At 72.3% G+C, this 12718-nt stretch carries 14 protein-coding genes; all 14 read right to left on the reverse strand.

Features of this window, described 5'->3' with window-relative positions; all coding sequences use genetic code 11:
* Window positions 1–10 precede the first annotated feature (10 nt).
* Window positions 11–1393, reverse strand: a complete 1383-nt coding sequence (locus M1P99_RS15140) for an NAD(P)/FAD-dependent oxidoreductase (RefSeq protein WP_304453294.1) — start codon at window positions 1391–1393, stop codon at window positions 11–13.
* Window positions 1390–1773 (reverse strand): hypothetical protein, encoded by a 384-nt coding sequence (locus M1P99_RS15145; protein ID WP_304453295.1) that lies wholly within the window; start codon window positions 1771–1773, stop codon window positions 1390–1392. Before M1P99_RS15145 ends, M1P99_RS15140 begins: the two co-directional genes overlap by 4 nt.
* Before the next feature lie 2 nt (window positions 1774–1775).
* Window positions 1776–2174, reverse strand: coding sequence for a DUF427 domain-containing protein (locus M1P99_RS15150; RefSeq protein WP_304453296.1), 399 nt, complete (start codon window positions 2172–2174; stop codon window positions 1776–1778).
* 281 nt (window positions 2175–2455) lie between these two features.
* Window positions 2456–2989: a PIN domain-containing protein gene (locus M1P99_RS15155; protein WP_304455701.1), complete on the reverse strand. Its 534-nt coding sequence runs from the start codon at window positions 2987–2989 to the stop codon at window positions 2456–2458.
* 29 nt (window positions 2990–3018) lie between these two features.
* Window positions 3019–3486 carry a helix-turn-helix domain-containing protein gene (locus M1P99_RS15160; protein ID WP_304453297.1) on the reverse strand — a complete coding sequence of 156 codons (468 nt, stop codon included), beginning with the start codon at window positions 3484–3486 and terminating at the stop codon, window positions 3019–3021.
* Between the two features lie 137 nt (window positions 3487–3623).
* A complete protein-coding gene (locus M1P99_RS15165) occupies window positions 3624–4415 on the reverse strand; it encodes a sugar phosphate isomerase/epimerase (RefSeq protein WP_304453298.1) in 792 nt (263 codons plus the stop codon).
* 262 nt (window positions 4416–4677) lie between these two features.
* On the reverse strand, window positions 4678–6807 hold the full coding sequence (locus M1P99_RS15170; protein WP_304453299.1) for a SpoIIE family protein phosphatase: 2130 nt from the start codon (window positions 6805–6807) through the stop codon (window positions 4678–4680).
* Window positions 6808–7065: 258 nt separating this feature from the next.
* The gene (locus M1P99_RS15175; RefSeq protein WP_304453300.1) at window positions 7066–8211 is read right to left on the reverse strand and encodes an FAD-dependent oxidoreductase; all 1146 of its coding nucleotides are present in this window, start codon (window positions 8209–8211) and stop codon (window positions 7066–7068) included.
* Window positions 8212–8215: 4 nt separating this feature from the next.
* Window positions 8216–9121, reverse strand: a complete 906-nt coding sequence (gene sigJ, locus M1P99_RS15180) for an RNA polymerase sigma factor SigJ (RefSeq protein ID WP_304453301.1) — start codon at window positions 9119–9121, stop codon at window positions 8216–8218.
* Window positions 9122–9329: 208 nt separating this feature from the next.
* A complete protein-coding gene (locus tag M1P99_RS15185; RefSeq protein ID WP_304453302.1) occupies window positions 9330–9542 on the reverse strand; it encodes a hypothetical protein in 213 nt (70 codons plus the stop codon).
* Between the two features lie 75 nt (window positions 9543–9617).
* Complete coding sequence (locus M1P99_RS15190) at window positions 9618–9827, reverse strand: hypothetical protein (protein WP_304453303.1); 210 nt, start codon at window positions 9825–9827, stop codon at window positions 9618–9620.
* 302 nt (window positions 9828–10129) lie between these two features.
* On the reverse strand, window positions 10130–10681 hold the full coding sequence (locus tag M1P99_RS15195) for a hypothetical protein (protein ID WP_304453304.1): 552 nt from the start codon (window positions 10679–10681) through the stop codon (window positions 10130–10132).
* A 162-nt stretch (window positions 10682–10843) separates the two neighbouring features.
* Window positions 10844–11506 carry an SDR family oxidoreductase gene (locus tag M1P99_RS15200; RefSeq protein WP_304453305.1) on the reverse strand — a complete coding sequence of 221 codons (663 nt, stop codon included), beginning with the start codon at window positions 11504–11506 and terminating at the stop codon, window positions 10844–10846.
* A gap of 217 nt (window positions 11507–11723) precedes the next feature.
* Complete coding sequence (locus M1P99_RS15205) at window positions 11724–12710, reverse strand: 2-oxoacid:ferredoxin oxidoreductase subunit beta (RefSeq protein WP_304455702.1); 987 nt, start codon at window positions 12708–12710, stop codon at window positions 11724–11726.
* Window positions 12711–12718: the final 8 nt, after the last annotated feature.

Raw genomic sequence — 12718 nt, forward strand, 5'->3', positions numbered from 1 at the left:
CCCTGCCCGCTCAGGACGGGTGATCCCCGTGTCGGGCGGAACGGGCCCTGCGCCCTGCGTACTCCATGACGAACTGCGCGGCGGCCTGCTGTACCGCGATCGCGTGGGTGGGGTAGGCGTGCACGGTCTGCGCCAGGCGCCCGGCGAACATGCCGGTGCGCATGGCCAGCGCGATCTCGTGCACGAGTTCCCCGGCCCGCTCGCCGACGATCGTCGCCCCCAGGACCCGGCCGCCGCCGGTGTGCCCCAGGAACGGGCGCGGTCCGGCGACGATCCTGACGAACCCGTCGGTGCGCCCCGCCGCGACGGCGCGATCCACCTCGCTCATCGGCAGGTACGCCACCCGCGATCCGGGGTGGCGCTGTGCCGCCTCGTGTTCGGTCAGTCCGACCTGCGCGACCTCGGGGTCGGTGAAGGCGACCCGGGGGATGACCGCGTCGTCGAAGCGCGTACCCCTGCCCCGGCGCAGGGCGTTGGCCGCGGCGACGCGCCCCATGAGGTGGGCGGCGTGGGTCAGCGCGATCCGCCCGGTGACGTCGCCCGCCGCGTAGACGGCCGACGGGGAGGTCGTGGCCAGCCGGTCGCTGGTGCGGACGCATCCGCGTTCGTCGAGTTCGACCCCCGCCTCGGCCAGACCCATGCCCTGCGTGCCCGGTGTGCGGCCCGCCGCGACCAGGATCCGTTCGGCGACCACCGGCGCACCGTCGCCGACCTCCACCCTCCACCGGCCCGCCTCACGGGAGACCCCCGTGGCCGACACACCGGTCCGTACGGTGACCCCCTCCCGCGCGAACCGCTCGGCGATCACCCGCGACGCCTCGGCGTCCTCGCCGGGCAGGAGCCGATCGCGCCGCTCGACCACCGTCACCGCGACGCCCAGGCGGGCGAGGGCCTGGGCGAGCTCACAGCCCACCGGCCCCGCGCCCAGGACGGCCAGGCTCTCCGGCGGCTCCGTCAGGGTGAACACGTCGTCGGTGGTCAGCGGGCCGGCCTCGGCGAGTCCGGGGATGTCCGGTAGACGGGGGCCGCCACCGGTCGCGACCACCACCCGGGGCGCGGACAGGACGCGCCCGCCGACCTCGATCCGGTTCGGAGCCAGGAACGACGCGCGCTCCCGCAGCACCTCGATCCCCTCACCTGCCAGAACCGACTCGTCCTCGGTGGCGGCGATGCGGGACACGGCCGAGCGCACCCGGCCCATGGCCGCACTGAAGTCGGCGCCGTGCGCCGCCGCTTCGATCAGCGCCTTGGACGGCACGCAGCCGGTGAACGTGCACTCGCCGCCCGGTGGCCCCTCGCTGACCATCAGCGCCCGTACTCCGCGCGCGGTGGCGGTCCGGGCCGCGGAGAGCCCGGCGGCTCCGCCCCCGATCACCACCAGGCCATAGCTCACGCCAGAGTCCCCAGCCAGGTGGTGACCGCGTACAACACGGCGTAGGTGACCACGGCGACCGCCAGCACGCCAAGGATCCGCCAGCGGACCCTGCGCACGCCCGCCACGGAGCACTGGCCCCGGCGGCGCAGCGCCCACCACACCAGGGCCACGACCACGGCCAGCCCGGCCAGGCGGAACCACCAGGCGTAGCCGTCGTAGAGGTCGGTGGCCCAGACGAAGGCCGTCCCCGCGCCGACCACGCCGAGTAGGGCGAGCACGGTGGGTCCGACACAGCACAGCATCCCCACCAGGCCGCCGACCACGCCGATCCGGACCGTGGGGAGCCCGTTCCCGGCAGGGGCCCGGAGAAGACCGCGATCGGCGTGTGACAACCTCACGTTCACGCCCGCCCTTCCAGGAGAGTGCGCAGCCAACCGCGCCCCGAGCCGTCCTGCGGCGCGTCAGCGTGCGGCCGGGGGCCGCCGCGCTCGCGTGAGCGCTCCTGCCGCTGCCGCGTACGTTCGATGGAGACGCCCGGGTGGAAGGCCACGTGGCCCTTGATCCGTCGGGCCAGCGGGCCGGGCTCGGGGTAGTACCAGGCGGCGTCGGAGTAGGTCCGGCCGTCCACGGTCACGTCGTGGTAGCGCGCCACGCCCTTCCACGGGCACAGGGTCCGTGAGGCCGAGTCCGCCAGGTGCTCCCGGTGCACCGAGTCAGGGGGGAAGTAGTGGTTGCCGTCCACCATCACGGTGCGCTCGGCCTCGGCCAGCACGACACCGTTCCACACGGCTCGGATCATCGGTGGTCACCGCCTTCTGCGTTCGGAGCGGCCGGTACCGCCCGTGGGAACACCAGTAACGCGCCTATCGACCGGTCTTCCCCGCACACTGTCAGCGACACGACACGATGCAGCGCTCGTCGTGTTCCGTGCCGGAGACGTCCCCGACCGGTGGCTGGAGGCTCTTGCGCCACGGTGACGAGGGTGGTCAGGCGCCCTGGTTTCCCTTGGACCGCCGGGTTGGGGCGCGGCAGATGACCTTCGGTTCCCGGTGGCCACGGGGTCGCGCAGCCCTGGAGGGGTCAGCGCAGGTGTCGGCGGACCTCGGCGGCGAACTGGGGCACACCGGTTCGTTCGAGCAGGGCGAGTACACCGGGGATGGTGGTTGGCTCCCTGCGGTAGGAAGCGGCCTGCGCCTCCATGACACCGAGGGTCAACCCCGGGTAGAGGTCGAGCTGGTCGAGGAGGAAGTCGTCGGGATGTACGGCCAGGATGTCGTAGGGCTTGAGAGCTGATCCCGGGAAGTCCGCGGTGTTGAAGGTGACGACCACTTCGGCGTTGGCGCTGACAGCCGCCGCGAGGACGTGGCGGTCCTTGGGGTCGTTCTCCATGCCGTCGATCAGCGTTTCGTAGCCGCGTACGGTCGCGTCGGGGAAGGCGCGGTTCATCTGGGTGACCCTGCGTTCTACCTTGTCAGGCGTGATGCCTCGTTTGACGACGTTGCGGCGGAGCTCGTCGAGGACGTCTGCCGACCACAGGGGGCGGTACGCGCCGGCGGCCGCGAGTCGTAGGAGCGTGTCGCACAGGTAGGCGGGATAGAGCACACAGGTGTCCAGGAAGGCGGGGAGGCCATGGTCTTCCGGCCCTACCTGATGTTCTCGGGAGCAGCGGTCAGGTCGTACAGGTCTGCTTCCTCGGCTTCCACGGCCATCTGGTCCAGCACCTGTTCCCGCTCCCGACGAGTCCGTTCCTGGTACTCCAGGACGTCCCGGAGCAGTACGCGGCGGTGTCGCCCGCGCATGCTGAAGGGGATCTCGCCCTCGCTCAGGAGTCTGACCAGAGTGGGTCGGGAGATGCTGAGCAGGTCGGCCGCCTCCTGTGTGGTCAGCATGGTGTTGTGCGGAGCGATGGAGATCGCCAGTCCCTGGGAGAGGGCTGCCACGACGTCGCGCAGGACTCCGTAGAGTTCTTCGGGAACCGCGATCTCCGAGCCGTCCGGTCCCACCAGTCGGGCGCGCGGGCCTTCGTCGTCGTTCAAGCCCCGCGCGAGTCTGTTCAGTTCGGATCGGTCGTCGGGTGGGAGGACCGTTCGTTCACGCAGTGTCGTCGCCATGCACCCATTCTACCCTGTTCGAAAAAAACGAAAGCCTGCCCCGACGGAGGGAGCGGCCGACTTTCGAGCGGGCCCGGGCGCGGATCCGGTTCGGGGCGGCCCCCGGCGGTGCTCGCGGTGGAGCCCGCGGCGGGAGCTCACGCGGACGGGCTCCAGCGCCGGTACCACTCGGCCGCGGCGCGCAGGGGCGCGTCGACCGGACCGATCCCCGGGTGCCAGGCGAGCTCCCACTCCAGGGACACCCACCCCGACCACGGGCCCAGCAGGGCCCCGCACGCGTCGATCGGAACCGCGCCCCCGCCCGGGGACACGGGGGTCCACCGGTCACCGGCGGCCGCCACCGCGTCCTTGACCTGGAAGTAGCCGAGGTGGGAGCCCAGCACCGCGTGCGTGCGGGCGGGCTCCTCCCCGCTGCGCCAGGGGTGCAGCGCGTCCCACAGCACGGCGACCAGGCCGGGGTCGCCGAACTGCTCCGCCAGGCGCAGCGCCGCCTCACCCGTCGGGTGGGAGTCGTGGGTCTCCACGAGCAGCCGGACGCCGTGTGAGCGCAGGTCCGGCAGGACCGCGCCGATCCGCTCCAGGGCGGGCCCGTCCTCTCCGTCCCGTCCGCCCGGGAACACCCGTAGCGAGGGAGCGCCGATCCACGCCGCCAGCTCGATCAGGGAGCGCAGCTCCGCCACCGCCGGCCCGTCCGGACCGGGCGCGCACACCTGGGCGTAGCCCGCCAGGCAGGACACCTCCAGTCCCGCGTCCTCGACGCGCGCCCGGGCGGCCCGGGCCCGCGGCTCGGACAGGCCCGGTCGGACCTCGTCGTCCGCGTGCGCGCGGATCTCGATCCCGTCGCATCCGTGCGCGACCGCGGTACGAACGGACCGCTCCACCGGCACACCCGGCATTCCCAGGGTGCTGACCGCGAACTTCCAGCTCATCGTGGCTCCTGTCGCGGCTCCGCCGCGTTCGTGTCGTGTTCCGGTGTCACCGTCGGCGGGTCGCGGCCCGTGACACATCGGGTTCCTCCGCGATGTCCCCGGACCGAACGCTCCCACGCGCGCCGATCCGGCGGAGCGGGGACCCGTGGCGCTCGCGTGGCGGCATGTCGGACCTTCTGTGCGCGTGGACTCGAACGGTCGACCCGACGCTAAGCCCCAGGACCGGCGGTCGTACAGACACCGGCGGCGCTGACGAGGCGTCCTACCCCTCCCGCGGTTCGTCCTCCGGGGAGACCGGCTCCAGGAGGAGGAGCGCGATGTCGTCCTCGCGGGGGCCCGAGCGCGCCCGCGCGATCATCTCCTCGGCCACCTCGTCCAGCGGCAGGCCCCGGACCGCGTCCAGGCAGCCCAGCACCTCCCGCTTGGCCACGTCGAGGTCCGTGCCCGGCGTCTCGATCAGCCCGTCGGTGTACAGCGCCAGGATCGAGCGCGGCGGCAGGTCGAACTCCAGGACCGGGTACTCCGCCTCGGGGTCGATGCCGAGAAGCAGTCCGTCGGGCACGTCCATCACGCGCCCGCCGCCCGGGGCGCTGAGCAGCGGCTCGGGGTGCCCGGCCCGGGCCATGCGGACCCGGCCGGTCGCCATGTCCAGGCGCAGGTGGACACAACTGGCGAAGAGCTCCGACTCCATCAGGCACAGGAGCCGGTTCGTGTGCGCCAGGACCTGGCCGGGGTCCCCGTCGAAGACCGTGGTGTAGGCCAGAGCCGCGGTGCGGAGCTGTCCCATGAGCGCGGCCGCCGAGACGCTGTGCCCCTGGACGTCGCCGATCACCGCTGTCGAGACCGTGGGGCCGAGCGCGACCTGGTCGTAGAAGTCCCCGCCGATGTCCATGCCCTCCGTGCCCGGCAGGTAGCGGTAGGCGCTGTGCAGGCCCGGCAGGTCCGGCATGGAGTGGGGCAGCAGCCCGGACTGCAGCCCCTGGGCCAGGTGCATCTTGAAGTCGTACAGGCGTGCCCGTTCCAGCGCCTGCGCGATGAGGCTGCTCAGGGAGTTGAGCACCGCGCGCCTCTGCACGGTGAACACGTGCGGCTCGGGGAAGGTCAGGACGCAGACGCCGATCGGGCTCCCCGACGCGACCAGCGGGAGGATCGCCCACCCCTGCGGCCCGGTGGGCCGGTGCGGAACCTCGGGATAGACCAGTTCGAGCTCCAGGCGCGAACGGAAGAACCCCGGGACACCGGAGGTCGCCGCCTGGGTGATGGGCGCGCGCCTGTCGAGCGGAGCGCCGTCCACGTGTTCGAGGACGGCCTGGTCGAATCCGCGCTCGCCGAGCAGCCGGAGCCGCTGTTGGCGGCGGTCCTTGCGGAACAGGGCGAGCCCGTTCGCGCCCACCGCCGGCAGGATCTCCCGCGCGACCAGGTCGACCACGTCGCCGACGGTCACGGCCTCGGTCAGCGCGGACGACAGGTGCAGGATGTGGTACAGCTCACCCGCGCGCGTGGGCGTGCGGCGGCCGAGGCCGGCCTTGCCCCGGCGGTCCACGTCGGTGGGGGTGATGACCACGCTGATGCCGTTGTCGCCGGGATAGAGGTGGAACGACAGCCACCGGTCGGGCGGACGCAGCGCGGTGAACTGGACGGGCTGATGGCTGATGATCGCGGCGCGGTAGCGGTCCTCGAAGACGGGGTCGCGCAGCCAGGGCAGCGCGTTCCACGGGCGGTATCCCATCAGGCGCTCGCGGGGTTTGCCGAGCAGGTCGGCGGCGGCGTCGGTCACGGTCGTGAACCGGCCGTCGACGTCCAGGGCGCACAGCCCCTCCCGGATCGGCCGCACCATGCGCGCGATCGGGTCCTGTTCCCCCTGTTCGTCCTCGGCCGCGTTCACCACGCGTGGCCTGGACGGCGGCCGGACGGGGCGTCCACGGTCGCGGGCCTCCCGCAGTTGGTCCACGATCGAGTCCGCGGTGTCGGCCAGGGCCGCGCGCGCCCGCGCCGAGAGTTCGGCCGGGTCGTCGGCCACGCCGAACGTGAAGTAGGCGCCGTACTCCTCGCCGTCCGAGACCAGGGGGACGCAGGCGACGGAGAAGTCGTAGGGGAGGGTGATCGCGATCCGCGGATAGTCCCGGCCCAGGGTGGCCCCGCTGGGCCGCCACACGACCTGGCGCTCGCGGATCGCGTCGTTGATCGGGACCTTGGCGCTGCGGGCGAGCCTGGTCCAGGAGAGGAGGAGGTCCCTGGGCACGCCGATGAGGACGGACAGGGCCAGCGTCGTGTCGTCGGGGGCGCGCAGGTACAGGCCGCCCGCGTGCGCCCCGACCTCCGGGAGCACGGCCCGGAGCGTGTCGGCCAGGTGGTCCAGCCCGGGGGTACGCCGGTTGGTCGAGACCTTCATGGACACCCCCGTCCCGGTCGCTCGCGCTGCCGCCGGTTCTCCGTCCGACGATACGCGCGGACCCGTACCTGTGCAGGTCAACTGCGCGCTACGGACTTGCCAAGTCCGCCCATGCGCGCGCCGGACCCGGCACGGAACCCGGCGGCGGACGGCGGGCGCGACCGTGTCCGTGACCCGCTACGGGGACCGCCGACGGCCGTCGCCGTCGTCGCCGCCGCCGGCACCGGCGACGGCGGACGGGGCATCCGAGGCACCGGCTCAGCGCACGGCGGTCCGTCCGCGGCTCAGCGCCGCGCCGGCGGCGGCGACCGCACTGGTGACCGACACCTCGGACAGCAGGCCCGGCGCGGCCACGCAGTCCCCGGCCAGGTACACCCCGTCGCCCCGGTCGACCGCCGGACGGTCCCGCCACGTGCTCCCCGGAAGGTCGATCGCGCCCGTGCGGTCCCGGGCCACCTGGTCGCGGCGCCAGGTCAGCCGCTCCCGCCACTCCGGCAGAGCGTCGTCGAACAGCTCCTCCAGCCGTTCCGTCACCGCGGCCCTCGACTCACCGGGCCGCACCGGCATCTGTGCCTGGACCACCGACTCCCCGGACGGGGCCAGGGTCGGGTCCACCAGCGACTGGCGCTCCAGGAACCCGCACTGGTCGGCGTCCAGGACCAGGAACGGGTCCCGGCCCTGGCGCAGGCCCACGTCGACCAGGAGTGAGTGGCCGCTCTCCCAGGTGAGCGAGTCGTCGCCGAGCAGGGTGCGGGCCGCGGCCAGCGAGGTGGCCACGATCACGGGAGTGTCGGGCAGGCGGTCCACCCGGGTGCCCGTCTCGATCCGCACGCCCCTCGCGCGGGCGCGCGCGGCCATGTGCTCCACCAGGGCCGACCAACCGCCCACCGGGTACCGCGGCGAGGGCAGGCGGGGCGAGGCCACACGCAGGAACCGGTCCCAGACGAACGACGCCGACAACCGCCCCGGGTCGTGGTCGAACACGACCACGCCCATCATGTGGGCGGCCGCCGCGGCGGTGTCCGGGCCGAACCGGCCGGCGGCCCACGTGGTGAAGTCCACGTCGTGCGGGGCGCGCAGCCCCCGGTGGGCCGCGGCCCACAGCAGTCCGGCGGGCGGGGCGCCCAACCGGCCGCGGTACCGGAAGCGCGATCCCACCAGGGCCCGTGGCGGGATACGGCGCAGCGGGGGCAGCAGGCCGCGCTCCGCCAGCCAGGCGAAGGGGGCGCTGTCGCTGTACAGGACGTGCGGCCCCTCGTTGGCGACGTAGGGCGCCGGGGTGGACCGCGCCCGGCCGCCCAGGGTCGGATGGGCTTCGAGGAGTGTGACGTGCGCGCCCTTCTCGGCGCTGGCGATGGCCGCGGTCAGTCCGGCGAGGCCACCGCCCACAACGGTGAGATCCATACCCCTAGGACGACCGGGGCAGGCGTACGCGTGACATCTTCTCGGGATTGGCGACCATGTACACGTCGTGGACGCGGTCGTCGACGACCTCCAGGATGGTGACCATCAGTACGTGGTCCCCGACCGCGATGACCGCGGCGGGGCCGCCGTTGAGTTCCACGATCCCGGTCCACAGGCCGTCCATCGAGTCGAGCCCGACCGAGTCGAGGAACCGCCGGGTGTTGGGCTCCGTGGTGATCGACGCCAGGAACCTGCCGACCTTGGACATGCCGTGCAGGGCCCGCAGCGGGGCCTTGGCCCGTCCGCCGCCGTCGCCGATGAGGGTCACGTCCTCGGCGAGCAGACCGGTGATCCCGTCCAGGTCGCCCTCCAGACAGGCGGCGAGGAAGCGTTCGGTCATCCGGCGCCGGGCGCTCCGGTCGGCCTCGAACCGGGGGCGGCGCTCCTCGACGTGCGCGCGGGCCCGTCGGGCGAGCTGGCGGGTCGCGGCCTCCTCCCGGCCGATGATCTCGGCGATCTCCGCGTAGGGGAACTGGAAGGCCTCGCGCAGCACGAACACCGCGCGCTCCAGCGGGCTGAGCGTCTCCAGGACCACCAGGAGGGCGAACTCGACGGAGTCGGCGATCTCGGCCCGCTCGGAGCCGTCGGGGGCCGTACTGACGGGCTCGGGGAGCCATTCACCGACGTAGGACTCGCGACGTGCGCGCGCGGAGCGCAGCCGGTCGACGGCGATCCGGGACACCACCGTGACGAGGTAGGCGCGGGGGTCGTCGACCGTGGCGTGGTCGACCTTGGACCAGCGCAGCCAGGCCTCCTGCACGACGTCCTCGGCGTCGGAAGCGGTGCCGAGGACGCGGTAGGCGACCCCGGTGAGGGCGGAGCGGTGCTCAACGAAGACATCGGTCGTCATGACAGAGAAGACGTATCACACCGGTCGGGGTGTGACACGCCCGCGTTCACCGGAGGAGGGGTCTGCTCGGCGATTTCGTCGGTGCTCCACGCCCGGTGGACGGAGGTGCCTTTCGAGGAGTGGGACGTCGTTCCCGACGGGGCCCGGACACACGTACGGGGCGCGGCAGGTGCCGCGCCCCGCGTCCACCGGGGTGGGGTCCGTCCGACTAGTCGTTGACGGAGATGCCCGAGGTCGTCGTCTTGGACACGACGTTGCAGCCGTCCACGTTGACGAAGGAGAACGTCAGCACGTCCGCGCAGATGGGGACCGTGATGTTCTGGATGTGGGCGTTGTTGTCGGCCGCGGCCGGGCCGGCCAGGGCGCCGACGGCGAGGCCGGTGGCCAGGAAGAGACCGGAGACGGTGGCGATGCGCTTCATGGTGTTCCTTTTCGGTTCGTGGTGTACAGCGTGGATCTGTCAGGGCCGGGGGTCCCGCAGCGTGTCGGGACGCGGCTAGTTGACGGAGATGCCCGAGGTCGACGTCTTGGACACGACGTTGCAGCCGTCGGCGCTGATGCCGGCCGCCTGCAGGACGTCCACGCAGATGGGGACCGTGATGTTCTGGATGTGGGCGTTGTTGTCGGCCGCCGCGGTGCCGGTGAGGGCAGCGAACGCGAGACCGGTGGCCAGGACGAAGCCGGAAGCCTTGGCGATACGGGACATGAGGTCCACCTTTCGGAAGGTACGGAACGGGGCGACTGCCCCCGCCGGAAATAACTTAGCGTAGTCAGAGCGATGCTACGGGTACTTTCGCGAGGCGATCCTGAGGCGAGTCGCCAGTTCCTCGCGTCATAACCGACATGGGGGACAAGACGGGGTCCCGCGTCGCCACCGTGTTACTGAACCGAAAGAGTGGCGGGTGCCCATGCTTCACGAACACATCGGAAACCGACTCCCGGTCCCGGAGTACGACAAAAAGGGCCCGCACGGCGTGTGCCGTGCGGGCCCTGTCCGAAGGTGGCGGGCTACCAGCCCTGCTGCTGCCCGTATCCCGGGTACTGCTGCCCGTAGCCGGGCTGCTGGCCATAGCCCGGGTGCTGCTGCCCGTAGCCGGGGTACTGCTGCTGGTCGTACCCCGGGTGCTGCTGCTGGTCGTAGCCGGGCTGGTGCCCGTAGCCGGGCTGCTGCTGGCCGTAGCCGCCGTACGGGTCCTGCTGGTGGGCGCCGGTCGGGTGCTGCGGGTAGGGCTGCTGCTGACCGGACGGGTCCTGGACCGGAGCGGGCTGCTGCTGGGCCGCGGCCCGGGCCGCCTCCTCCTTGCCCGAGGTGTCCGGGCGGAAGATGAACAGTCGGGCGGGCTTGGAGTCACCGGCCTCACTCGGAGTGATGAGGTCCAGGCGCCAGCCCGCCTCCTCGATACCCTCCAGGATGCGCGTCAGCCCGGGGCGCAGCTTGCTGGACGTCTCGTCGTAGGCGTTGACCTCGAGCTGGATGATGAACATCCGCCGCTTCTGCTGAGCCGCGACCTTGGCGTGCTCGACGACCGTGCTGTCCCTCACGACCTGCGTGACGCTCATGAATAACCGTACCCATCTGCTCTGGCCAGAGCGTGCTGTACCCGTCGGGTTGACGACCCGGTCATCCGCGTCCACCGTGGCGGGACTCCGCCGGGCTCCGCCCCATCATGCCTCCTATGCGCGCTTCTGGCCACAGAACGCCTCAAACGGCCGGAAGGGGCCTCAGGAGGCGGCGGCGCGGACCGCCTCGGCGACGGGATCGTCTCCGTTCACCAGGTTGAGAACCCGGCCGACCGTCCCCGGTTCGTCCAGGAGCGCGACGATGACCGACGCGACGTCGTCCCGCGTGACCGAGGCCCGCTCGACCTCCTCGCCCAGGGCCACCTTCCCGGTGCCGGGCTCGTCCGTCAGACGGCCCGGGCGAAGGATCGTCCAGTCCAGTTCCAGGGAGCGCTCGCGCAGGTCGGCGTCGGCCAGCCGCTTGGCCTCCACGTAGGCGGCCCAGACCTCGTCGGTGCCCTCGGGCACGGGCCGGTCCACGTTGATCGCGGAGATCTGGACCAGGCGGCGCACACCCGCCAGGGAGGCGGCGTCGGCGGTCAGCACCGACGCCTTGTGGTCGACGGTCGACTTGCGGTCCGCGCCGCTGCCCGGACCGGCGCCCGCAGCGAACACCACGGCGTCGGCGTTCATGATCTTCTCGGTCAGCTCGGTGACCGTGGCCTGCTCCAGGTCGATGACGACCGGCTCCGCGCCGGCGTCGACGACGTCCTGGGTGTGGTCGGGATTGCGGATGAGGGCGACGGGCCGGTCCCCGCGGTCGGCCAGCTTCCTGGCCAGCCGCAGTGCGATCTTCCCGTGTCCCCCGGCGATGACGATACGCATGGGGGAAGGGTAGTCCTTCTCCTCACGCGGACCGGGACGCGGCGCGGGCGCCGTGGCCTCGGCCACGACGCCCCACGTCCGCCGAACACGCCCCAGGGCATGTTCCGCGGATACTCACCCTGCTGCGCGGCGCCCCGGCACGACTCCCGCCGCGTTCTCATCAGTCGACAGCCACACCGGAACGCCGCTCGCGACGGGCGGCATCCACGGAACCGCCCTAGTCGACGGTCCAGGTGTCGCCGCTGGCGAGCAGGGCCGCCAGCTCGCCGTCGCCCCGCTCGGCGCGGGCGTCGGCGATCTGCTCGTTCATCAGGTCGTCGTAGACGGGGCGCCGCACGTCGCGGAACACCCCGATCGGCACGTGCTCGAACGCCGGGTAGTCCAGCCGGGACAGCGCGAACGCGTACCCCGGGTCCTCCCGGTGCGCGTCGTGCCTGATGAGCCGGTCCTCGCCCACCGAGTCCACGTCCACGACCGACAGGCCGCCGAACTCCCCGGAGACCACGCCGCGGTCCGGTCCGAGCCGCAACGGCTCGCCGTGCTCCATCCGCAGCAGACGGGCGTCGCGCGCCGAGGGGTCCTTCAACGGCTCGAAGGCGTCGTCGTTGAAGATCGGGCAGTTCTGGTAGATCTCCACGAACGAGGCGCCCGGGTGGTCGGCCGCCGCGCGCAGCACCGACGTCAGGTGCTTGCGGTCGGAGTCGACCGTGCGCGCCACGAACCCCGCCTCCGCGCCCAGCGCCAGCGACACCGGGTTGAAGGGGTGGTCCAGCGACCCCACCGGTGAGGACTTGGTGATCTTGCCCGGCTCGGAGGTGGGCGAGTACTGCCCCTTGGTGAGCCCGTAGATGCGGTTGTTGAACAGCAGGACGTTGATGTTGACGTTGCGGCGCAGCGCGTGGATGAGGTGGTTGCCGCCGATGGACAGCCCGTCCCCGTCGCCGGTCACTACCCACACCGACAGGTCGGGGCGGCTCGTCGCCAGCCCCGTCGCGATCGCCGGGGCGCGCCCGTGGATCGAGTGGATCCCGTAGGTGCTCAGGTAGTACGGGAACCGGGAGGAGCAGCCGATTCCGGACACCATCACGATGTTCTCGCGTGGAACACCCAGCTCGGGCAGGAAGGACTGGAAGGCGGCCAGGATGGCGTAGTCCCCGCACCCGGGGCACCACCGCACCTCCTGGTCGGACTTGAAGTCCTTCATCTTGTACG

Origin of the sequence: Nocardiopsis sp. YSL2 (assembly GCF_030555055.1) — a bacterium.
GTDB lineage: Bacteria > Actinomycetota > Actinomycetes > Streptosporangiales > Streptosporangiaceae > Nocardiopsis.